The sequence below is a fragment of the Clostridium ljungdahlii DSM 13528 genome, assembly GCF_000143685.1.
GTDB classification, from domain to species: domain Bacteria; phylum Bacillota; class Clostridia; order Clostridiales; family Clostridiaceae; genus Clostridium_B; species Clostridium_B ljungdahlii.
Map to the genome: position 1 here is coordinate 3,326,553 of NC_014328.1, position 24,890 is coordinate 3,351,442.

A 24,890-nucleotide genomic window follows, 5' to 3' on the forward strand; every position below is an offset into this window, starting at 1 on the left:
ATTAGTATACAGTATTTTTTGTTATGATTTTCATATAGGATTTAACAGAAAGAAGATAAAAACATAAATAAATTACTACATATACTCCCATTGTCATACCCATCCATTCCATCTGTGTTATTGAAAAGCCGCAGAGATATTTCATATAGGCCACAAGTGGAAATATACTATGAAGAATACCAAATAAAAGCGGCATTAAAAAAATAAATCCCAGTTGTTTTGATATAATTCTTAAAGTTTCTTTTTTGGTTAAACCTATTTTTGAAAGTACAGAATACCTATTCTTATCTTCATAAGCTTCTGTTAACTGTTTATAATACATTATACTTCCAGTGGAAACAACAAAGAGAATACCTAGGAATGCACCTATAAACACATAGCTTCCATACAAAGTATGAACCTCGGTATACATATCATAGTAAGAAGAAAAAGTTTTGTCCTTTGGCATCATTTGAGAAGTCTCTGTAACAACACTTCCACTTTTTAATGCATTATCAAAATTATATGCTCTTATAACAGTTGTATTATTTCTATTATCATTTAAAAGCTTATTAAAAAATGTATCTGGTACTACTATAGTTGTTTTTTCAAATTTAACTCCTAAAACACATTTCTTACTTGAGTCGGAGATATCAAGTTTATAAGCTTTCCTCCCAATAGTTGCATTAAGCTCATCACCTGCTAGTCTCCCTCTTGCTTCAGCTGAATTACTTACTTCAATGAAAAAACATTGATTTTCTTTATTAATTTTAATATTCTTAGCTCTATCCACAATATCTGTACCATCATTAAAACCTGAATTATTTACAATATCCTTGTATTCAGATGCAGACATTACAAACATATCAAAAGGAGCCTTTAAATCTTTCTCAAAAGGGCCCTTATATTTTTGTGTAAGCCCACTTCCATTTATCATTACAATATCTGTCTTATAAGTTGTTTTAATTTCTTTATGATTATTAATAACAGCTTCAACTTTTTTATTTAATTCCTGGCTGCCGCTTTGGTACATTATTGAAAACGGACATCCACTTGGTGCAACTTTATTAAGTGTCAAATTAAGACTGAAAGTAAAACATAATGCTGTGATGGCAACAGCAGATACAACAGCTATGGTTGCCAGAAGATTAGAATTTCCTTTAATTCTGTAGATTATTTGAGATACTCCTATTAAATTTTCTCCTTTATAATAAGCTTTTTTATTTTTCTCAAATAGCTTAAAGATATAAATTATGAAATTGTTGAACAATATATAAGTTCCTGCAACAACAAGCATCATTATAAGGAGACCTTTGTATAACATCTGGGCTCCACCAGACTCCAAATTCATTTTTAATACACCAATATATCCGCCAATAACCATTATTAATGATAATAATGCTAAAACTCTAGAAAATTTAGGTTTCTTCTCTCCTTCCTTAGCCGCATGTATAAGCTCTATAAGCCTAAACTTATATATTATTCCGTAAGCTTTTATGGAGTTTAACAAAAATATAATCATAAAAACAAAAATCGTCATTACTATAGCTCTAATATCAAAGGTATATTGTATTGGCTTGTTTGATTTCATACATACATTAAGTATTTTTAAGAAGAACCTGGAGGTAAATGCTCCTAAGGGTACACCAACAATTAAGGCTAATATTCCTAGAAAGATATTTTCAAAGAACATCAGTGTGCCTATTTCTTTCTTCTTCATACCAAGTAGTGAATATATAGCAACTTCTTTCTTTTTATTTTTTATAAAAAAGCTGTTAGCATAGCCTATGAAAATGGCTGAAAATATTATAACTACAAAAGCTGCAGCTTTAAAAATAGCACCAACCTTAACCTTGCTTGAGCTAAATAATTGTATTTCGTGATTATAGTATATGGAATAAAATATCATGAGGATAAAAACTGAAGTTACCGTACTTATAAAATAAGAAACATAATTTTTAAAGTTGTGTTTTACATTGTTTATTCCAAGATTAAATAGTGTCACTTTCAGCACCCCCTACTTTAGCAAGAGTGCTTAGTATTTTATTATAGAAATCTTTTCTACTGCCTGTTTTCTCAATCTCAGTATCAAGTACTCCATCCTTTATAAATATAATTCTTTCACAGTAGCTTGCTGCAAATGCATCATGAGTTACCATAACAATTGTGGCTCCATTTTCCTTATTTAATAAAGAAAGATTGTTTAAAAGTTCTGTTGAAGATTTTGAATCCAGTGCTCCTGTAGGCTCATCTGCAAATACTATTTCTGGATCAGTTATTATAGCTCTTGCAGCTGCCGCCCTTTGCTTTTGACCTCCTGAAACTTCATAAGGATATTTTCCTAATATGTCTTCAATATTCAAGATGCCGCTAATTTTTTTTAATTTTTCTTCCATGGATGCCACATCTACCTTAGATAAGGAAAGTGGTAAAATAATATTTTCTTTTAAGGTTAAAGTATCAAGAAGATTGTAGTCTTGAAAAATAAATCCAAGCTGTTTTCTTCTAAACATTGATAATTCATCTTCATTAAGATTTAAAAAACTTTTGCCATTAAGTTCAATTGTGCCTGATGTTGGAGTATCAATGGTTGATATTACATTTAATAATGTGGATTTACCTGCTCCTGAAGGTCCCATAATTCCAAGAAATTCACCCTTTTGAACAGAAAAGCTCACTCCATTTAGTGCATTTGATTTACTTCCACCATGTTTTGAACCATACACCTTTTTTACATCTCTAACTTCCATTATATTCATTAAGATTTCCTCCTGTATTTAACTTCAGTTAGATTGTATATGTATGAGTTTAAGGTGGATTTAATATGATCTTAATTTCATCTTAAGTTTGTTTTGACTTACCCAGTTTCAATTATTGCCATAAGAAAAAGATAGCAAAACCTTGGCACTAGGTTTTTGCTATCTTTTTAGTTATACGGCTTATATTTTTACCTTTTTAGTAATAAATAGATCTTCATATGTGATGCATGTGGAAATGCTTCATATTGTATAAATAATTATAAACTAAACCTGATTATAACAATTTGCATATCAGTTACAATTAAAGTTTTATGTTTTTTATCTATTATCATTTGTTGCCACTTATAATTACTTCATTAAATTCTGGCTTAAACTTTTCAAAAGACTTCCTACTTTCTCTTGAAAACCAAAATAGCACTAGTTTATTCATCTTCTGAGCTTTAAAATTATAATCTATTAGTTGATGTATCATCTATACATCATATTTTTATCATTATTTAAATAAGTATTTTTATATTTTATTTTAAAAACAACATTTTCTACATTAATACTATCATTTTCTGCAATACTATCAAATCTACTATTGCTAATATTATAATCTTCAACATTATATCCATAACCTTTTAAATATTTACTAATGACATACTAACAATACCCTTCAATTAAAATAACAATTTATAAAAATACTGTAAATAGTTATTTTATCATTTGAATAATTAATTTACTTCCTTACTACTTTTGCGATTTTTGAGTTTTCTAACAAATCATAAAATTCATTAATATTTCTATGCCTTTGTACATTATTAAAACCAACATTTCTATTTTTGCTAAAAGTAAAGCAAATATAACTTTTAGCTCTTGATAAAGCCACAAAAAATGCACACCTATCCTCCATTGGCTGCTTTTTGAAATTCCAAAATGCACTATCTTCTAATCCTATAAAATATACCGAATCATATTCTAAACCTTTACTCTTATGAATAGTCATTATCGGTACAGAATGCAATCCTTTAAAGCTCTCCAAAGTTTTACTCCAATTTTTACCTACTTCTTCATATTCATTCCACAATAACGTTATTAGTTTCTCAACTGTATATTTAAAGCAGTCTTCTTGCATATATTGAGGATAAATTGATTTTAATGTACCTATATCACAAAAGTTTAAAATGCCATTTACAACATCTTCAAATAACTTTATATCATCACAACTACTTAAATCTTCCCGATAACCTTTCAAAATATGGCTCAATTTACTCTCTTTCTCAATTAAGAAATCATAGTCACTATCTATTTGCTCTTTATAAGCAATACTTAAGTAATCTACAAGATATTTCCAACTATCTGGTCTTTTATTATCAAAAATTAAACTTAGTACATTAATAATAAGTTTTGTTACAGGCTCTTTAATTAAATCTTGATAATCATTTTCTATCCTTGCTCTAATTCCTCTTTTTTTTAATTCTTCTATCAAATCTTTAGTATATTTTTCTGGTTTTTGTTTTGTTAAAATACAAGTATCATTTAACATGAAACCCGACTTATATTTTTTTTCAATACTCATTGCTACTACTTTTGCTTCATCGTGATAATCATTAAACTCATAAAGATATATTTCACCATCATTCTTATTCCATTTTTCAGAGCAAATTATTTCTTTAGTATCATCCCTTAATGATTCATACATCATTTTTTGCAATTGAACAAGTTTAGGTGCTGATCTATGGTTCATTAACAATAATTTTTCTACTGCAGAAAAATCAGAACAAAAATCATTAAATATATTTTTTAAAGCTCCAGCCCATAACATTATTCTCTGTTTATTGTCACCAACAGCAGTCATATTGCAGTTTGAATTCATAAAACAAGTTTTCACCAAACAATATTGTATCTCAGTAGTATCTTGAAACTCATCTAAAAACACATAAGAATAAGTACACCTTAAAGCATTTTTTATATACTTATTTGTTCTTATCATATATTCTGCTAACCTAGAAATCATTTGAAATGTAAGACAGGATTTAACATCTACTCCATTACCATTTAATAATAATTTCCATGCTCTTTCCGTTATATTTGTAGACTTACTTTTTTCTAATGGCAATGTCACACTCGAAAGCTGATCATAAAAATATTTCTTGAATTTAGAAATATTCTTGCCACTATTATTTACAAAACCAGATTTTTTAAATGAAAACTCAATACTTTTATCATCATTCACAGCATAATTTTTACATGGTCTATATTCTTTCGGTAATCCTCTATAGAAATGATCAAGTAATTGTTTTGCAAAAGCATCATACGTCATAGAATCAAATCTTTCCGCCTGCTCTTTTCCACAACGTTTTTCTACTCTCTCTTTTAAATTTTCTGCTGCATCTTTTTTAAAGCTTATTGCAAGAATTCTCCTTGGATTATTGCATTTATTTGTTTGAAGAAGATAGCAAGCCTTCTGGGCTAGTAATTCTGTTTTTCCAGCACCTGGGCCTGCCACAACTAATACATTATTTTTTTCTTTTATTGCACTTAAGGCATTTTCTTCTAATACTATACCATCAGCTGGAAACCACTTATCCTCAGAAATTATTTTCTCCATAACTAGAATTAACCTTCTTTCCTATATGGTAGGATTTAATTTTTCTTCTATTCTTTTTATCATGCGTTTTAAGACATCTGGAGCATTATCCATTAGTTCTTTATCATCTATTTTTGATAAGGCTAAATAATGTGTACTTGGTTTCCCTCTATTCAAGAAAAAATAATTGTACCATACCATAAGCATTTTTTGTTTTTTAGAATAAGATTGTCCATCACCACCATTTTCCTTTAGGGTACAATGTACATCATGTTCTACTCTTTCTTTATACTCAGCACTATCAATTTCATTTTCTTCAATATAACTAATTTTCCCTTTTCCATCCTCTTTACCCTTTATATAAGGTCCCTCATTATTTTCTAATATAGATTTATAAGTATCACCAAAACATTCAAGCATCATAAAGTCTATATCTAATGGAGCTGAGAAAAATACATCATAATTCTCCAAAAGTTCAATCCAACTTAACATACACTTATCATCTTTTTCAACTGTCCAATTAATCATACCTTCAAAATCATCTTTTGATAAAATACCATCTTTACATTTTAATAATTTCTTTCTATTTTCGCCAACTTCAATTAATTGCTGAAGTACATACTTAATTCTTCCCCAGGCACCACCATATCTTTCTTGATCTAAATCAAGTAAAGTAACAAACGGTATATCCAAATCTTTGAGTAGTCTCCAAAAATGATTAACAAAACGTCCCCCTAATGGAACAATTGATATTCCACTACTGTCAACATTTCCATTACTTAATTCCAATAGTTTTGGTATCACTATCTCTTCACTATCTCCTTCTCCTAATACAACTAATCTTGCGAAATAAATTTCAGGATAAGCTTGTACTGCTTCTTTTATGTATTTATATCTGTCCTCATATTTTTCTTCTAAGGGAAAATGTATTATTTTCACCTTAGTTGATAAATCATCAGGATACATTCTAAGATATCTAATATCCTCAGGATCTATCCTCTTTACAATTGCTGGAGAATGTGACGTTATAATTGTTTGGGCATCTTCTTTTTCTGCAATATCATTAAGTTTATTTTTTAATTTTCCTATTAAATGCGGTGCAATATGATTTTCTGGTTCCTCCACAGCAACTAACGTGAGTACAGGAGGTGTAATATTAAAAGAACGTTTTTCGCTCTTCAAATTCATTTCCTTACGAATTACACTTTCTACTTCTAACATACTATTGACCAATGATATATAAAACAAAGAACGTAATCCATCACCCATTTCATCAATACAATATTTTCTTCCTGTAACTGTAGGTGAAAAAACAACTTCTGATCCTTTAAGCATGGAATCCATATCAACATTATTAAATCTCATATCAGCATTTGAATACCTATAATCCGAATCGTAATTCTTCCATTGAGTACGAATTGAATCTTTTAAAATGGAAATTCCTGTTTCTTTCTCAAATTCTTCATTCAATTCTTCTATTTTTTTATCAACAGATTCTTTGGTATCATCTTTCCAATTAATGCTCTTCATAATTTGATACATCATAGTACCAGACACATTTCTAAGCTGTTTCGATGGATCTCTAACTGCTGGAACATAAATCATCCTTATTTTATCCAGTTCATGGCGATTTGCAATTTTTCTATCTTCTTCCTTAATTTGATCCTCTTCAGGACATACAATATAACTTATCCTGCTTTCAATAGAGCCGTCTACATTGTTTCCTTTTTCCCACGAAGCTTCTAATCTTATTCGTAAATAAGGCTTTCCACTAGGCTCTTCAACTATAAAATGTCTAAAAAATATTGGAATAGAATCCTTATTTTCTATATTTTTATCATCTAATTCAGGAAAATCAAATACTGCTTCGATATATAAATCTTGTTTTTGCATTTCATCAGGCTTTACACCTTTTGGTAAGAAAAAATCACTTCTTATTAAATTTCGTTCATTAGAATTATATGAAAATAATTTTAATAAAGCCTGTAATACTGTTGTTTTTCCGCAGCTATTATTGCCAATTAACGTAGTTAAGTTATTAAAGTAAATTTCCTGTTCATCATCACCAAAACAACGAAATCTACACAATCTCAATTTTTTCAAATTCATAAAACATCCCTCCATTAATAACAAATTTATCACTTCATATTTAAGAAATATTAGATTGACAAGTCTTTAATTAAATCCATTATCTTACAAACAAATACTAATTCAACATAATCTTATATTTATTTCAACATGGACAACTTAAAAAGAAATCCTATATCAAAGATTTATGTAAACTGCAAAGATACAAGTTTATAAAGACATTTTTAATTATAGTAATTACATTTATTATTAACTTAAATATATATAGGTTAAATTCTTGAAATTCACTGGTAAATATACTTAATATACAGTACTTGTGCAAGAACTTGTACCTAAGATATGTCAATAGCTCCATGTCTTAGATGCTTCTAATAAATTCTTGCTATGGGGTTTTATAAATATTTAGTATTAGAATTTCAGAAATGGTTGATCTTAAATAAAATTACTCTTTCATAATGCGATAACACTTCATTATGAAAGAGTATACTTCTATAACTCTTTTCCATTCCAGTAATCTGGAATGTCGAAACCATATTCACTGGGGTTCTTTAAATGGCGGTCGATTTCAAAAGTACAACTAATACATCTTACCTGCCAAGTATATAGCCATGCTTTTGCATATGTACCTGTTTTTTCATCATAATCATCTGTTTCAATATCATCATAAACAATTAATGTATCTAAACCACATACAGGACATTGGGTGATATAGCTAATATTAGGCTCACCAATTTGCGTTTTTGCCATTTTTTCAATCTCTTTAATTTTCTCATCATTTAAAAAATTATTTCTTGCTTGCATTATTTGATTATTATAAGCACTCCTGCCAAGTTCCTTCAAAAATGCAATTTTAGTAATATCATATTTACTTTTTTTAAAATCGCTTATTATCTCATTTATAGGATCTATACCACAATTTAGGCTTTTATATTTCCATACGTTTGTTAAACCTTTGTATTGAGGAAGAGCTAATATATCTTTCAGTAATGGAAGTACAAACTTACCTACTAAATTGTCAAATGCAGGATATCTTAAGATATAAACTCCTCTATGTAATAATCTATTTCTTAGAACATTAAGTTCTCTTAAAAAATTTTTTGAACTGATGAAGAAATCAAGTGATCCTGAACCCATATTTCTTTTTTTTATTAGCTGACACAAGCGCTCTAGTGTTTCATTGAATTCTATAGATTTAAGTCCTTCTTGATCTTGTTCCGTTACCATTTCACCTTTTAACAGTTTATAGAATATTTCATGCTTATTTGAAGCATCAACAGCAAGCAATGGATGTTCCCTTCTAAGAATATCTTTGCAAACTAACTCAAAGAAATGATGAAAATGAATTATAGATTCACTACTCTTCTCACAGTATTCTTCGGAATGAGATTCATTTATTACATCTTCACTTATATTATATTTTTTTATCTTATCTAAATTAAACATATGTAAAAAATATTTCATACTTTGATAAGTTGAAAAATATGACTTCAATGCTATCTTTAATGATAATGCTGCTAGGCCATTAAGTCTTTTACTTTGTTCATTTAAATAAAAACCTCCTTTAACAATTTCTTTCATATCTGACATTGTATCACCTCATTTAATTCAACTTCATACAATCGTAAACATCCAACAATTTAATACAGTCTAGTATTTAATATCTATATCAACTTCCTATCACTCACATATCTACATCATATCCACTACTCCAAATATATCCACAATTTAATTATTATATATATTTCTACAAAAAAACTAGATTTCCTCTAAATTATGGTTATAATGTACAAAATAACAAATCTAATTTACATATACCTATAAGCACCAAAATTAAACCTCTAAGGAATCAGAAACTTTCGGTTTTTGTAACACCTCCTAGTATAATAACCACGTAAACATTAAATAATAGTTTTCCTGCCTAAAGCTTTAATCTATATAACATCTTTGTGATTTTAAAACTCATTTATTATATAACTATTGTTTGATACCTAATCTTTTGAAACAATATTCTCGTATAGATAGAGGTTTACTCCCATTCACATGAGTATTTTTGACATTGTTGTTTTAATTTTATTTCTAAGTTAAAACCGTTGTTTAACAATACAAATCACACTTTAAATACTTGCCTTGCTGCTTCATAAAGCCAAAAAAATTTGTACTTCTCCATAATTTGCTGTAAATTAATAATTATCAATTTAAATATTCTAAGGGGTGAGGATATGAAAGGAACTATACAAAATTTAAATATCAACGAGCATCATTGTTCACTATACCTTCCACCTAACTATAATATACTTGATGTTAATTATCCTGTTGTATACATGAATGGAGATAATAATACGGAAGAAATAATAAATTCTATAGAATCTCATTTTGATGTAGACTGCAGTGGTTTTATACTTATAAGTATTGAATCAAAAAACTGGAATCATGATTTTTCTCCATGGCCTGCACCTACTTTAGCAAAAAACAGAGAAGCCTTTAGTGGAGGTGCATATGAATATCTAAATAACCTTACTAAGGTTATCAAGCCTTTTATAGATACACATTACAGGACAAAAACTGAACCTGAAAACACTGTACTAATTGGATATTCCCTAGGTGGACTTGCGACTTTATACAGCCTTTACCTATTTGGAATCTTTGGAAAAGTAGGAAGCTTGTCTGGTTCATTATGGTATGATGGGTGGATTGAATTCATGAGTTCCAATTCTCCTATAAATACTGCTGCAAAAGTATACCTTTCTCTTGGCAAAAGTGAAGAACGCAGTAGAAATCAACGTATGGCTAGAGTTGGAGATTGTACTCAAAAGACATTTTCTATATTGTCAAAACAGCTTATATCTACAGAAAACATAATAATGGAATGGAATAATGGTGGCCATTTTACTGAAATTTCTAAAAGATTTAGTAAAGCACTGTTATGGCTTATGCGTATATAAGTATAATGAATGGAATAGGCTTCCACCATAGCTTTCTCACCATCCTATATCTATATTCTATCATAGGCTAACCTTATTTAAACGAAAAGTCTTGAATATTAAAATTATAGATTTCCTGAGGTACGAAAGAAATCATCTTTATTTGTTCTTTGAACCTTGTTATTTTCAAAAGCTTTGCTTCGCAGAGTTTTTATTATATGATTGTAATATGATATTCATATATAAAAATATGCAAATACAAATAAAATTGGAGGCATTAATGATGAATAAAACATCAAATATATCTCATTATGATATTAAACTTAATGAGGTAAAAGAAGTGCTTTATAATTCGCTTCTAAACAATTATGGTATAAAAGAAATATTGAAATTAGCTCATAATTATTTAAAAAATGCTATTACCATTTGTAATTCCACTTATTCCATAATAGAAAACTATCCTAAAAGTGAATATATAGAATTGCTTGATGATAAAAATGGGACCCTCTACTTGCCATTAACTAATTTAAAAACCATGCAAAAAGAAAAACTTATGGAGAAAATTTTTGAAGCAAAAAGTGCATTTTTCTTTGAATCTAAATATTATAATTACCACATGATTTTCTGTCCAATACGTATTCGTAAATCAGTGGTTGGCTATATCTGTGTACGTGACACAAATAGAAATTTTACTGATTTGGATATTGCAATCGTAGATATTTTATCAGGTATTTTATCCCTAGAGATGCAGAAATGTGATTTTTATTATGGAACCTATGAAGCTCAATCTGAATATCTCTTAAGTGATTTAATAGAGAAGACAATTGATAACCCTGAATACTTCAAGGAGCGCTTTAATCAATTAGGACATCCTCTTTTATCTAACTTCTGGTTCTTAATAATTTCAAGTACTGATAAAAAGGATTACAATTCTTCTAAAGCAAGCTATCTGCAAAATCAATTGCATGTTATTTTTCCAGCAGATTTAGTAGCCTACTATAATAGGCATTTAACTGTACTTATTAGCAAAAATTCAAATGAACCCTTTAGTCAATTAGAAAAATTTAAGCTCAACAGTTTTCTTCATTTCAATTATTTTATTGGCTCCTTAAGTTATTGCTGTACTAACCTTTTAAATCTTCGCCAATACTATCATCAAGCATATAATCTTTTAAATACTCCATCTGTAGTAGAAAAAGCTTCTAAGTCCAATCAATCTATTATATATTATGAAAATGAAGTAACAGACTCCCTTCTGCTGCATTGTATTGATAGACACTTTTTATTTGCTGCAATTCATCCAGATATTCTTTTTTTACTTGAACATGATAAAAAATTCAACAGTGAACTGTTTTTAACTTTGCGTACATATTTGGAGCAAAATCGCAATTCAGTGAAAACTTCAAAAGCACTTCATATTCATAAAAGTACATTTTTTTATCGTCTAAATAAAATCACAGAATTGCTTCATTTGTCACTAAATAATTATGAAAGATTATATAATTATGAACTTTCTCTTCATATTCTTGATTACTTAAATTTAACAGATACAAATAAATAATGCGAAGTAAGAGTACCTTGGAACATTAAACAAAGATAATAAATCTAAATTGTTCCTTTATCACTGTTACTTCGCTCTAAGAATAGATCAAGATAAAATTTTCTCTGCACCTTGGGAATTTTGATTCAATATAAAATTATATAGTTTTAAATTGTATTTTTTCATATTTCTCTAGTTTTTTATTTACAACTGCTCTTTTTTCTGAATCACTGAAAAATCCACCTTGTGTTTCCTTGATTTCTTCTAAGTGTTTTGCACGGCCAGCTACAGTTGTTCTGTCCTTTAACAAACCATCCCTCTCAATTACAAATTTCCACTTTCCATCTTCAGTTTTTTCTAAATTTCCACCGGCTCCACATACCTGACATTCAACTGGGTAATGAGTTCCATCCCACTGCTTTTCTCCAAGAACCAATGCATTTGAATGACAATTTGGACACCACCCCATATCTTCATCACCAAGCCATGTTCTTTTTTCTTCTGGAGTATTTACAGCTTTCATAATATTATCTCCAATTTTAGCTGCACGCGCAATAAGTTTATCATCAAGCAAACACTGTGCAGGTGCTGGAACCCTTGTTGCAAGAAGCATATCAACGACTTTGAAATCACAGGTAAACATAGTTGCTTGCATACTTTCAAGTGCCATAGATTGCCATGAACGTGTGGAACCGCCAACTGCAATTAGTGCACTAACTCTAGCTTTGTGTTCAATAGCCCCTATTGTTTCTAAGAACGATGTCTCACAACTTAAATTTCTTGTCATAAATCTTAAATAAGTAGCACATGTTATAAGATCATAAGTTGGAGAAGAAAAAATAACTGCATCAGCATTTAACATTACCTCATTGATTTTTTTCTTGTCATCCTTCTTATCTAAAACACATCCAATATATTTACCTTCAGACATAGCTTTGGTACATGAAGTACATCCTGTACAATCCATAATATTATAATCTCTAAGGTTTATCATAGTTACATCTGCGCCTTGATTTTCACAACTTAATAATGCTTCCTTTAATAAAATTTCACTGTTGCTATTTTTACGCCCTGCTGTAATGCCTAATATTTTTTTACTCATCCTTACTTTTCCTCCTAAATAAATTTTCTATTTTTATCTGCATTTTGTTTACAATAACACCAACATACCATACTCCAACAAGCATAGCTGCACCTATCTGAACTGGCAGTGTTCCTAACTTTCCATATCCTACTGGTGCAAGTATAGTAAGACCAATTGCCCATCCACAAAGCAGTGCTGGACAAAAAACCCACCTTTCTAACAATGCTGAAATTATCACTCCAAGTCCACCTAAAATAAAAAGCGTTATAAATAAATTTATATCTTTATTAAAAGGCAAATAATTCATAATAAAGAGTGCAAATGCTGCCCAAAAATCTCCCATTAAAAAGCCAAAAGAAATTTTAACAGCATCTGAAGCTTTATTTCCATTTGTTACATACAAACCTGCACAAATAAGTGCAACTGCACCAGTTGTAACACCTACATATGGTGCAAGCACTGCCCAAATTGGCGGAAATAGCGCAATACAAAAAGCTAATATAAATACCCCTCGTTTTAATTTTTTCATCTCTTACCAGTTATCCTTTTCTTCTGAGTATACTTTGGGAAGAATTGCTGTAAGATTAGAAAATTCTTTAATGTTATGTCCAAATAGCATTTTAGGCATTATATCCGGCACAGCCGCTCCATCAGGAATTAACTTAACAACTTTTCCTTCTTTATTAAGACCATATCCCATCCAAAATCTTGACTCAAGAATAATACCACCATCTACTTTTCTACACTTATGTGTCATAAAAGCTGGTGCCTTGCCCTCTCCTACTGCACATACCATAGCAGCACATCCTTTTGTGCCAATTTTATTCATATCATAACCTAAATCACCTGGTTTTTTAAAGCAAAGTGTCAGCGGATCTGGTCCCGTACCAATGTCCTCTAAAATACTATGATTTACTCCCCAAGTTTTCTCGCTGCAAGGTACTTTAGGATCTTTTACATACTCAGGTTTATCCGCTCTTGCATAATAATGATCCTCTTTATCCCAAATTTTATAACGCAGATCACTTCCTATTGAATGCCATCCAAACCACCAACTAAACATCTCAGGTGTAACACCTTCCATATAAGTTGAATTAGCTACATAACCTGTGCCATTTTGGGCTACACAGTATCCAACCTGAAAGCCAGGCACCTCTTCCTCTAAAAACAAGTTACGGTTTTCTATAGCTAAAGCTCCTCTATTATCTGCTGCGGGACCATTCCATATATCTAACTTTTCCTGTGGAATCTCAGCAAGCGGCATATAATAATATTTTGCATAAGGTAATTTTTTCTCTTCCTCTGTAATTACACTTGACATCTATCTTTCCCCTTTCTTTATACTTCTTCAATATACTCTGCGGCACTTTCTCCAGCCATACGTCCTGAATTAATTGCAAATCCCATGCTGTTACCAGGAAGAGTAAAATTATAGCTGTCTCCATAAATTGTATTAGCATCAGTACCAGCGCTATAAAGTCCCTCAATTGGATTAAAGCTTTCATCTAAAACTTCACAATATTTATTGATACGAACACCACCAATTGTTCCATAAGCTCCAAGGTAGAATTTTCCAACTAAATATTTTCCCTTTCCAGTGATAGGATGGAGATATGCCTGTTTTTTATGGAATTTAGTGTCTACTCCCGTTTCACAGGCTTCATTATATTCATCAATAGTATCTTGTAACTTTTCAGCATCAATATTAAGTTTTTTAGCAAGCTCTTCTACTGTTCGTGCTTCAAAATATGATTCATAACCTTGTTCTACTGCCTTAGCAATCTCTCCATCAACTGCAAGGAAAGCATCTGCTGGATGAACAATATCAAAAATATCTGGACCATTCTTTTTATAATGTTTTAAAATTCCTTCATCCATAATGCAGTAAGCATAATTGCCCGGCTGCATTGCAATGGCATTTCCAGTAAATGTAGTATTTCCCATATCTCCTTCATTCATAAAACGATCACCAAGTTGATTAATTAAAAGATTTGGCTGACGCAGCACTGCATCTAGTAAAAACCAGTTTAAATTATCAGGAAGCTGATAAATTGCCTCAATATTTTCTCCATATTTCATTGCACCTGCTTCCCACATCATTTTCAAGCCATCACCTGTTATTCCAGGAACCATAAATGGGAAATAATCTTCTCCAATTGTCAAACCAAATTCAGATTTTATCATATTCTTGTTATTGCCAAAACCACCAGTTGCAACAATAACAGCTTTTGCCCTGACTTCAATAATATTACCTTCACTATCTTGTGCTTTAACACCACATATTCTTCCATTTTCCTTTATTAAAGAAACCACTGGTGTTTCCAATAGGATTTTTGTTCCAAGTTCTTTTGCACGTTCTGTCATTATTTTTGCCATTCCACTAGCTGCACGTGGTCCAATAACTCCATTTTCCGGCTTAACTATATGCCAAGTTGCCGCTGATTCTTTAAAATAGCGAAATGCTCCTGCAAATTCTACTCCCATATCCTGTAACCATTCAATTGTTTCTGCACTCTTATTAAAGTATGTCTGAACTAAATCCTCATCTACACGATAATGAGTATATTTCATATGCATGTCAAGGGCTTCTGCTACACTTATATTGTTAAAGTTATCTTTCTGAATTTTAGTATCTATTCCAAGTGGTCCCATACCCATGTTTGCTGCTCCACCTGTTGTACTAGATTTTTCAAAAAGAATAGATTTTAAATTGTTCTCTCCAGCTGTAATAGCTGCTGCCAGTCCTGCTGGGCCTCCTGCTGCGATTATAATATCTGTTTCCATCTTTTTCATAATAGTACCCTCCTTTGACTTTTTAATCTCTGATATTTTCTCAGATGCTTTATTATTATCTTTTTTAAGTGGAATAACAAGCTTAGTTCTGTGTCTTTTTAAATTGTGCCGTTTTTTCTTCTCTGTGTCCTCTTCTGTTATATTTTTACTTCCTTTTACTCTTGTTAGTTTTGTAGGAAGTTTAGGGGTTTTGCCATTTACCTTAACAATTGCATTATTGGGACATTCATCTATACATATGCCGCATTTAGTGCAATCAAATTCGTCAATCATGGAAATATAGCCCTTTTTTGCTTCAATACAATCCTCTGGACAAACTTCCAAGCATTTTCCACAACCTTTGCATTTTCTAGGATCTACGTATATATTTGTAAAGGCTAAACACTGGCCAGCAGGACATCCCCTCTTCTTTATATGCTGCTCTACTTCTAATTTAAATTCTGTTATTGCACTTGCTGCTGGTTCTCCTGAGCATTTTCCTAATGAGCAATTACATGAAAATTTCATTGCACTTGTTAACTCTTCTACCATAGCAAGATCCTCTTTCTCTGATCTGCCTTTTATCATGTCATCAAATATAACATCAAGCTGATATAATCCTTCACGGCAAAAAGTACATTTTCCACAGCTTTGCTTTCTAAGATTTTCTAGTTCTTTTTTTGTTTTTTCTACTATGCAATCATTTTCGTAAATTATATGAATAACACCACTTCCATAGGAGTTTTCCTTTATAATGCCATTATTTAATACATCTAATCTATAAAAATGGTGGTTAATCATAACCGATTTAACCTTAGCTGTGTCTAAAAAATCCACAAGTTTTGTACCGAATTTAACTTCCTTAGGTACATCTTCATCTACTGCTATAATAATTCCTGGTGCTGTGCCCGTAATTTTATCGGCAATTCCGGCTAAAGTTTCTAAATTAAAAATAATATGCTCTTTATGTGCCCTTACATCAACTAGTTCACCTACTTCTACTCTAAGTTTTACTCCTGCTGTTTTTGCACTGGCTAATAATTCAGCTTCATTATCCGTATTACGAAGTTCTAATAGGGCCTCTTCTGCTCCTGATGCCTTTGCTAATACTGAAAGACCTGCTGCAAGTCCAGCTGGATTTGTTTTTGCCAAAATATTAAGCATTCCATCTGTATCCGAATTGTTTAGTGCTCCAACTATAACTTTACAATTAGGTTTTTCCTTTATCATATCTAAAACTTTCATAGGACTTGTGCCATAATCATACATTCCCTGTAAACATGATAGTGCAGCTTCTTTTCCAATCTTTTCTGCCAATATAAGTGCCTCAGTATTATTAGTTAGCATTTTTGTTCACCTCCACTTCATTGCTTATAGAATAATCGCTCCAAACACGATGCTTTGTAATATCAAATCTAAGGTCACACTGCAAGCATCTTCCTGCCTCACTGCAAATATCATCATTACAAAGTCCTTTATTTACATCATTAAAGTTATTCTTTCGCTTATCTGCTTGTACAATGTCTTCTTTTGCACGCCTTAAATACCCAAATCCTTCTATTCTTCCAATGTTTGAAAGCTTTTGTTCCTCAGGTGCTAACACTTCTGAAATGTCTCCATCTCCTCCAAGGAAACGATCAATTTCACTGGCAGCAGCTCTTCCTGATGCAACTGCCTCAATTACAGTTTTAGTTCCATACACTGCATCTCCACAGGCAAAAATTCCTTCTACACTCGTCTTAGCACTTTTCCCAATTTCAACTGCAATGGAATTTCCACGCCCAAGTTTTAACCCTGCATCTTCATTAATTGCAGTTCTCTGTCCAACTGCAAATATAACAGTATCTGCATTAATAATGTGCTCTGAATTTGGTTCCTTTTCAATGATGGCTTTACGATTTTCATCAAAATAAAAGTTCTTAACATTGCAGAAAGCAGCACCGGTAACTTTATCATCACCAACAATTCTCTCAAAAGTTTGTCCAGGATGTACAAAAATACCTTCTTCACCAGCCTGTAAAATTTCCTCATCATCAGCTAACATCACTTCACGTTTTTCTAGACATGCTAAATGAACTTCTTCTGCCCCAAGCCTTTTAGCAGTTCTTGCACAATCAAAAGCAACATTTCCACCTCCAAGAACAATAACATGCTTTCCAATTCCAGTATCTTCCCCCATTGAAGCCTTTCGCAAAAATTCTGTATTAACTGTAATACCATTGAGCTCATTCCCTTCCATAGGAAGACGTACTCCATTATGGGTTCCTATAGCCATAAGTACTACATCAAATTTCTCCAATAATTCTTTAGGTTTCTCTACTCTAGTATTTAATTCAACTTTAACCCCAACTTCTTTTACATAGTTGGCTTCTTTGTCTACAATCTCACGAGGCAACCGATAAGATGGAATTCCATACTGCATTTGCCCACCAAGCCTTGGATATGCTTCTTTCAAAACAACTTCATGTCCCTGCTTAGCCAAATAAAATGCTGCTGCGAGTCCAGCTGGACCACCTCCAACTACGCAAACTGTTTTTCCTGTTGATGGAAGATGCTTACTGTTTTTCTTCCATAATTTATTATTGTCATGTTCTGCAGCAAATCTTTTAATATCACGAATAGACACAGCTTCATTAACTTCACCACGCCTGCATTTGCTTTCACATGAATGTGCACATACACGACCTAAACATTCTGGGAAAGGAAGTTTTTCATGTATTACTGCTGTAGCCTCGGCAAATTTACCTTCTTTTGCAAAACGTAAATACTTAGGTATATTCGTACGTACAGGACAAGTAGCTTCACATGGAATTAAAGTATCACGTTTTTCAATTGGAGAATAATTTAACATGTCACGAATAGTTCCTGTTGGACAAACCTCTGCGCATGCTCCACAAAAACAGCAATCAGAATCTTTTAATAGTTTATCCTGAAGAGTTCCTACATATGTTTCCATGTCCTTCTTATTGTATTGAAGAACCTTTACTCCCCTCAAATCATTACAAGCACGCACACATCTTCCACACAGTACACATCGATTCATATCATGAATTAAGAGAGGATTTTTTTCATTGCTTTGAAATCCTTTTACTCTTGTCCTCATTCTTGTTGCCGATACTTCCATATATTGTATCAATGTCTGAAATTCACATCTTCCATATTTGGGGCAAGTTGAACAATCTTCAGGATGAGCTGCAAGCAATAATTCCATTGCTAACTTTCTTAAATGATCAATCTTTTCACTTTTTGTACAAATATTTAGTCCATCTTCTACTTTAAGTGTACAGGAAGTAAAAACTCCTTCCCTTCCTTGAACTTCAACTATGCATAAGCGGCAGGATTCAAGTTCTGGTAAATCCGGATGATGACACAAATGTGGAATATAAATTCCATTTTGAAGTGCTGCTTCTAAAACGCTTACACCTTGAGGAACTGTAATTTCTTTTCCGTCAATTATAATATTAACCACTTCTCTACCCCTTCCTTATCTTTAATTAGTTATAAACAATATATAATAATTGTTATTTCTTTAACAATTATTATATATTGTTTTTTTGATAAATACTTCCTTTGAATATTGAAAAATTAGATTTAAAAATAGGTAAATTTCAGACATTTGTCTTAAATTTAAATTAGAACAGTAAAACAAATAAATTTTTGATTACTTTACACATTATCTAGCTTCATTTTGCGAACACTTGTTCTTTTAGGAAAAATGAGTTATAATTAATTCATAAAAGTGCAAAGATTGGTGATGAAGTATGGAAATAGGTGAAAAGTTAAGAATTTTATCTTCTGCAGCCAAATATGATGTATCTTGTTCATCTTCGGGCTCAAATAGACATTCAAAAAAAGGCAGTCTCGGTTCAGCAGATGTAAGCGGTATATGCCACAGTTTTACTCCAGATGGACGATGTGTATCCCTGCTTAAGATACTTCTAACAAATTGCTGCATATATGATTGTTCTTATTGTATTAATAGAAAATCCAATGATATTGAAAGAGCTTTTTTTACTTGCGATGAAATTGTAGATTTGACAATGAACTTTTACAGACGCAATTATATAGAAGGCTTGTTTTTAAGTTCATCAATTGTGAAAAATGCCGACTTTACCATGGAACTGCTTACAACTGTTGCTTATAAACTAAGAAATGAATATAACTTCAGGGGTTACATTCATATGAAAGCAATTCCCGGAGCTGACAAAGACCTTATAAAAAAGGCCGGTTCCCTTGTAGACAGAATGAGTGTAAATATAGAACTGCCATCAGCAAAATCGCTTAAATTATTGGCACCTGAAAAAAATAAGCACGATATTTTTAAACCTATGGGAGATATTAAAAATAATATTATTGCAAATAAGTATGACCGTAGAAAATATAAAAATTCATCTATATTCGTGCCTGGAGGACAAAGCACCCAGCTTATTGTGGGAGCTACAAAAGAAAATGATTTAAATATACTGAATTTAACAGAAAATTTATATAACAAATTTGATCTAAAAAGAATTTACTATTCCGCATATGTTCCTGTTAATAGCAATCCCAATCTTCCAGATATTAAAACTCCACCTACTTTAAGAGAACACAGATTGTATCAAGGTGATTGGCTGCTGAGGGTTTATGGATTTAAAGCAGAAGAATTATTAAATGAAAAAAATCCTAACTTTGATATCAACTTTGATCCTAAAACAACCTATGCCTTAAACAATATTCATCTATTTCCTGTTGAAATAAATAAGGCTCCTTATAACATTCTTATAAGGGTTCCTGGAATTGGTATACGCGGTGCACATAAGATAATAAGTGCCCGCAGAATTGGTTCACTAGACTTTTTTGATCTAAAAAAACTGGGCATAGTAATAAAAAGGGCACAATATTTTATTACTTGCAAAGGCAGATATTATGGAGCTGTGAAATTTGATGATATGCGCATTAAGAAAGCTCTTTCTCCTAAAGTTGATTTAAATTCAATAGATAAGGGAAAACAACTAAGTTTCTTTGATAATATGAACAATTTAACTATCCCTAAAATTTCATCGAATAATAAACTGCTTTTGTTAAATGATAAATCCACCTCAATTACTGGTGAATTATAGGAGGTTCTGTCTTGAAAGAATATATATATGATGATACTTTTGAAGGTTTACTTACAGCTATTTTCTATGCCTACAGCTGCAGAGAAAATTGTATCATAACAAAGTCAAGAGACTATATACCTTCATTTCTCAATGAAATTTTAAATATTCCAACTGAGTACGATAAATTTGATAGAGTTTATAAGAGCATCATAAAAAAACTTAACAAAAAAGTTTTAACAAATATTTATTACTTATATCTTTGTGAAATTTCAGATTCCAGTTCTATTGCTTTAAAGTATCTTAAACTTTGCTATAAATATGGTACAAATATTAATTTGGCTAAAAATAATGATATTATAATTTTAGTTGACAAGTATACTAGAAAAGTTACTTCTGAAGCTCATAACTTCAATGGATTTGTAAGGTTTAAAGAAATAGCACCATTAAGTTTTTATGCTCCTATAGAACCTGATCACAATATTTTACCATTGATACTCAATCATTTTACAAAAAGATTTTCCGATCAGAATTTTATAATTCATGATTTAAAAAGAGAACTGGCAATCATATACAACAAAAAGGCAGCTATCATAACTGAATTTAAAAAGGAAGATGCTAAAATTTTAAACTCAGCAGATGGCAAATTTGAAGCTCTTTGGAAAACTTTTTATAAATCCGTCAACATAGAAGAACGCAAAAATTTAAGGCTGCGCAGCCGCTGCATGCCAAGAAGATATTGGAATCATCTTACGGAATTTAAATAATAAAGTATATTTTCACAACACATTCAAAGTCTATATTCATATAAAGAAGACTATATCTACAATCCTTTTTGTTGAATCATTCAGTCTTGTCATCAGACTAAAAACATTTCCTGATGAATCTGAAATGTCTTTTACTATACCAGTAATATTATTAACTAGTTTTCCTCCATTCTTTATCTCCTCTTTCATTTTTAAGCTCAATGACTTTGTCTCATAAACAACATCATTTATGATTTTTGTGGATTTCATCAAGTCATCAACATCTCCTAAAACTTCTTCTAATGTTGATTTACTTGATGCTGTTTACTGATTTCTGACTTTTCTTCTCTTAAATTACTTATCTTAATTTACAATTTTAAAGGATATTTTCCATAGGTTCTTCCAGCTTCCATAAACATTTCAACCTTTTCTATTGGAGTGTTCATTGGAATTTGGCAGCCTGTGCTTAAAACATATCCTTTTTTAGAATCATGTCCTTTTCTAATACATTCTTTAACTGAGTTGAAAATATCTTCTTTTGTTCCTTCATACATAACATCCACTGGTGGAACATTTCCTGTAATAACCACTCTGTCCCCCATTATTTCTTTAGCTTCTTCTAAATCTTCATAATCGTCGATACTAAAATTAGAAACACCTGCATTTACAACATCTTTCCAGATATCCTTGCTTTTGCCACAAATATGTATTGCAGGAGAACTTCCTGTCTTTTCTTTTATTCTATCAATATTTTTCTTAAGGGCAGGTAATGAAAACTCTCTAAATTGTTTTGGACTTATAAGACTAGTGGATGAAACTGGATCTGCAAATCCAATAGATACACCTAACTTAGACACTTCATCTATATATCTATTATTACATTCTGCTATTATATCCATTAAAGTATGAACCTTTTCAGGACACTTAATTATCCATTTTAACAAATTTTCTGTTCCAACTACTGAAGCTGCAACACTAAAAGGCCCTGACATAGCAGCCCCAACATCTACTTCATCCATAAGTGCATTTTTAGTGAGCTTTATAGCTTCAATTAAAACTGGCAAATTACCATCTTTTAAAGGATCAATAATTTTGAGAGATTCTATTTCCTCTACAGATTTAATTGCTGGCTCTATTAGATAAGATATGCCATGATCAGGATACCCTATTTTGGCTCCCATGGCTTCAGCAACTCCTCTAAGACTAGTTGATATACTTGCCCCATCGTGACGAAGTCTTTTAAATAAAGCTATTTCTAGATCCGCCATAAGTTGTGGTGAATGATAATATTCACTAGCTTTAACTCCAATAAAAGGTGTCATGGTAACCCCCATATCAGGTACACATACTATTCTATCAATTTCTTCTCCTTTAGAAAAAGCTTGTACTCTTTCTTTTGGTGTCATTTCTTCTTTAATCAACAAGATCAACTCCCTACTTTATGTCTTTAGTTGAATTCTATCATTACAATAATAATTTTTCTATAACCATATTAAATACCAATAGGTCAAACTCTTTCTATAAGACTTTAATATATGGTACAAATATTAATTTAGCTAAAAATAATGATATTATAATTTTAGTTGATAAGTATACTAGAAAAGTTACTTCTGAAACTCATAACTTCAATGGATTTGTAAGATTTAAATATGCTTCATATGTTTATATCTCTAACTTTCATCAATTTTTAATATAATAAGAGGAAGATATTAAAACCTTCCTCTTAATCATAAAATTACTTTTTTATTAACTCCTTAATTTCATTTTCAACTTCAGTAGTTACAGCTCTTGTTCCACCAAAAATCGTAACATTTTTTAATTTAGCATCTTCTAAATATTCTTTTTGTTCTTCTGTAAGACTACTTGCCACAAGTATTACAGGTGATTTATTATTTGCTGCATAACTGCTGCCTGCTAACGCATCTGGGAAGTTTTCTCCTGACGCTACAGATACCTTTTCCACTGATGTATTAAAGTATTTTGCTACATTAAGAGAAGTTTCATATCTATCCTGTCCACCTATTCTTACTACATTTGTTTTGCCTACTGAAGCTTTAAACTGATCTTCAACTCCTACACTTACGGCTCCTTGTAAGCCTATTACATAGACTTTACTTGGCTTTATAGTTGAAATTTCCTTCTTAACTACATCTGGATTTTTATCTTTACTTACCATAAATATTGGGTATTGATTTACTGCTGCAGTACTACTTACTGATATTGCATCTGGATAATTGTCTCCTGATACAATAATTACTGGTGTTCCTTCTTTAACTCCTACTGTATCAGCAATTTTTGCTGCCGTTTCATATCTGTCTGCTCCACCTATTCTGGTGATATTACTAAAACCAGCTGCATTTATTTTAGCTTCCATATCCTTGCTTACTGAACCTATTCCTCCAAGAACATATACATTTCCTGTGGGATTCATATTTTCCTTCATATAAGCTATTACTTTTTCTTGATCTTCAACATTTTTTCCTACTAACAGTATTGGTGCTTTTTCCTTGTAGGCTAATACACTTCCCGCTAGTGCATCTGGATAATTGTCTGAAGATGCAAAAATGACCTTTGAAACCTTATCCTTATATGTCGCTTTTGCAATAGCAATAGCTGTACTTACTTTATCTTGTCCATATATTCTTTCTAATATCGCTTTTGCAGGTGATGGTGCTGTTCCACTGCCACCACTTGATCCTCCACTGGAGGATGATGTTGTGTCCTTTACTGTAATTACCAAAGTCTGAGCATTTCCTGCACTAAAATTAAAAGTTAATGTAGTTGTTCCTATACTTTGTTGTGACAAGTAATTTTTCTTAATTGTTACTGCATTATCTTTTACTTCATAGTCTGTTCCATTTACTAAAGTTTTGCTTAGGTTTACAACACTTACTAAAGTGTTGCCATTTAAAGTCATTGTTGTGCTTACATCTGCTTGTTTGGAAGTATTTTTATCAAACTCTGCTGTAATTGGATTTATTGTTGAATTTTGTACTGGTGGCACTGATTTATTCATTTTAAAATCATGCTTTACAATTTCCTTTTCCACAGAAATAGTAGGGCTTGTGTATTTATCATAGCCATCTTTGGATGCTACTATATAATAATCCGTATTAGGGAATACCATAAATCCATAAGCTCCAGCAGCATCACTTACTTGTGGGTTTTCATTATTGTTAGGTTTAAAACCATTTATAGCTGGAAGTTGCACTACAGTATCTGGTTTCCTACCTGAAGCTATATTTCTTGGAGTGTTTGCATAATAAAGTATTACATTAGCTCCATTAATTGCCTTTCCATTTGATGCATCTGTTATTATACCATAAGGATCAATTAATGTACTGTTTAAGC

18 protein-coding genes are annotated in these 24,890 nt (G+C 31.3%); 5 read left to right on the forward strand and 13 right to left on the reverse strand.

The window, feature by feature from the left end; all coding sequences use genetic code 11:
• Nucleotide 1 precedes the first annotated feature (1 nt).
• The 5 genes from CLJU_RS14870 to CLJU_RS14890 all read right to left on the reverse strand — a co-directional run bounded on the left by CLJU_RS14870 (nt 2) and on the right by CLJU_RS14890 (nt 8,985).
• Nucleotides 2-1,984, reverse strand: a complete 1,983-nt coding sequence (locus CLJU_RS14870) for an FtsX-like permease family protein (protein WP_013239653.1) — start codon at nt 1,982-1,984, stop codon at nt 2-4.
• A complete protein-coding gene (locus CLJU_RS14875) occupies nt 1,971-2,738 on the reverse strand; it encodes an ABC transporter ATP-binding protein (protein WP_013239654.1) in 768 nt (255 codons plus the stop codon). Before CLJU_RS14875 ends, CLJU_RS14870 begins: the two co-directional genes overlap by 14 nt.
• A gap of 721 nt (nt 2,739-3,459) precedes the next feature.
• On the reverse strand, nt 3,460-5,331 hold the full coding sequence (locus CLJU_RS14880) for a UvrD-helicase domain-containing protein (RefSeq protein ID WP_013239655.1): 1,872 nt from the start codon (nt 5,329-5,331) through the stop codon (nt 3,460-3,462).
• Between the two features lie 21 nt (nt 5,332-5,352).
• On the reverse strand, nt 5,353-7,419 hold the full coding sequence (locus CLJU_RS14885) for an ATP-dependent nuclease (protein WP_013239656.1): 2,067 nt from the start codon (nt 7,417-7,419) through the stop codon (nt 5,353-5,355).
• 468 nt (nt 7,420-7,887) lie between these two features.
• Nucleotides 7,888-8,985: a hypothetical protein gene (locus CLJU_RS14890; RefSeq protein WP_013239657.1), complete on the reverse strand. Its 1,098-nt coding sequence runs from the start codon at nt 8,983-8,985 to the stop codon at nt 7,888-7,890.
• Nucleotides 8,986-9,617: 632 nt separating this feature from the next.
• Here CLJU_RS14890 and CLJU_RS14895 point away from each other — a divergent pair.
• Both CLJU_RS14895 and CLJU_RS14900 read left to right on the forward strand, forming a co-directional pair.
• Complete coding sequence (locus CLJU_RS14895; RefSeq protein WP_013239658.1) at nt 9,618-10,340, forward strand: alpha/beta hydrolase; 723 nt, start codon at nt 9,618-9,620, stop codon at nt 10,338-10,340.
• Nucleotides 10,341-10,602: 262 nt separating this feature from the next.
• Nucleotides 10,603-11,880, forward strand: a complete 1,278-nt coding sequence (locus CLJU_RS14900; RefSeq protein ID WP_029169995.1) for a PucR family transcriptional regulator — start codon at nt 10,603-10,605, stop codon at nt 11,878-11,880.
• 136 nt (nt 11,881-12,016) lie between these two features.
• Here the strand turns inward: CLJU_RS14900 and CLJU_RS14905 are convergent, their stop codons facing one another.
• The 5 genes from CLJU_RS14905 to CLJU_RS14925 are packed head-to-tail and all read right to left on the reverse strand — an operon-like array spanning nt 12,017 to nt 19,184.
• Nucleotides 12,017-12,961: a flavodoxin family protein gene (locus CLJU_RS14905; protein WP_013239660.1), complete on the reverse strand. Its 945-nt coding sequence runs from the start codon at nt 12,959-12,961 to the stop codon at nt 12,017-12,019.
• Nucleotides 12,954-13,472 carry a DUF1097 domain-containing protein gene (locus tag CLJU_RS22060; RefSeq protein ID WP_013239661.1) on the reverse strand — a complete coding sequence of 173 codons (519 nt, stop codon included), beginning with the start codon at nt 13,470-13,472 and terminating at the stop codon, nt 12,954-12,956. Before CLJU_RS22060 ends, CLJU_RS14905 begins: the two co-directional genes overlap by 8 nt.
• Nucleotides 13,473-13,475: 3 nt before the next feature.
• Nucleotides 13,476-14,264 (reverse strand): DAPG hydrolase family protein, encoded by a 789-nt coding sequence (locus CLJU_RS22065; RefSeq protein ID WP_013239662.1) that lies wholly within the window; start codon nt 14,262-14,264, stop codon nt 13,476-13,478.
• A gap of 17 nt (nt 14,265-14,281) precedes the next feature.
• Nucleotides 14,282-17,062: an FAD-binding protein gene (locus tag CLJU_RS23295; RefSeq protein ID WP_013239663.1), complete on the reverse strand. Its 2,781-nt coding sequence runs from the start codon at nt 17,060-17,062 to the stop codon at nt 14,282-14,284.
• Nucleotides 17,052-19,184 (reverse strand): FAD-dependent oxidoreductase, encoded by a 2,133-nt coding sequence (locus CLJU_RS14925; RefSeq protein WP_013239664.1) that lies wholly within the window; start codon nt 19,182-19,184, stop codon nt 17,052-17,054. The genes CLJU_RS23295 and CLJU_RS14925 overlap by 11 nt, the downstream gene beginning before the upstream one ends.
• 292 nt (nt 19,185-19,476) lie before the next feature.
• Here CLJU_RS14925 and CLJU_RS14930 point away from each other — a divergent pair, with 292 nt between their 5' ends.
• Nucleotides 19,477-20,814: a putative DNA modification/repair radical SAM protein gene (locus CLJU_RS14930; RefSeq protein ID WP_013239665.1), complete on the forward strand. Its 1,338-nt coding sequence runs from the start codon at nt 19,477-19,479 to the stop codon at nt 20,812-20,814.
• An 11-nt stretch (nt 20,815-20,825) separates the two neighbouring features.
• Nucleotides 20,826-21,560 carry a TIGR03915 family putative DNA repair protein gene (locus tag CLJU_RS14935; RefSeq protein ID WP_013239666.1) on the forward strand — a complete coding sequence of 245 codons (735 nt, stop codon included), beginning with the start codon at nt 20,826-20,828 and terminating at the stop codon, nt 21,558-21,560.
• Nucleotides 21,561-21,596: 36 nt separating this feature from the next.
• On the opposite strand, the gene CLJU_RS14940 is transcribed toward CLJU_RS14935, so the two are convergent.
• Both CLJU_RS14940 and CLJU_RS14945 read right to left on the reverse strand, forming a co-directional pair.
• Nucleotides 21,597-21,812: a hypothetical protein gene (locus tag CLJU_RS14940; protein ID WP_035787820.1), complete on the reverse strand. Its 216-nt coding sequence runs from the start codon at nt 21,810-21,812 to the stop codon at nt 21,597-21,599.
• A 95-nt stretch (nt 21,813-21,907) separates the two neighbouring features.
• A complete protein-coding gene (locus tag CLJU_RS14945) occupies nt 21,908-22,960 on the reverse strand; it encodes a methylcobamide--CoM methyltransferase (protein WP_041705162.1) in 1,053 nt (350 codons plus the stop codon).
• A 20-nt stretch (nt 22,961-22,980) separates the two neighbouring features.
• Between CLJU_RS14945 and CLJU_RS23385 the strand changes: the two genes are divergently transcribed.
• Nucleotides 22,981-23,235 (forward strand): DUF4130 domain-containing protein, encoded by a 255-nt coding sequence (locus tag CLJU_RS23385; RefSeq protein WP_242825682.1) that lies wholly within the window; start codon nt 22,981-22,983, stop codon nt 23,233-23,235.
• 39 nt (nt 23,236-23,274) lie between these two features.
• Here CLJU_RS23385 and CLJU_RS14950 read toward each other — a convergent pair whose 3' ends face one another.
• On the reverse strand, nt 23,275-24,750 hold the full coding sequence (locus tag CLJU_RS14950; RefSeq protein WP_013239669.1) for a cell wall-binding repeat-containing protein: 1,476 nt from the start codon (nt 24,748-24,750) through the stop codon (nt 23,275-23,277).
• Nucleotides 24,751-24,890: the final 140 nt, after the last annotated feature.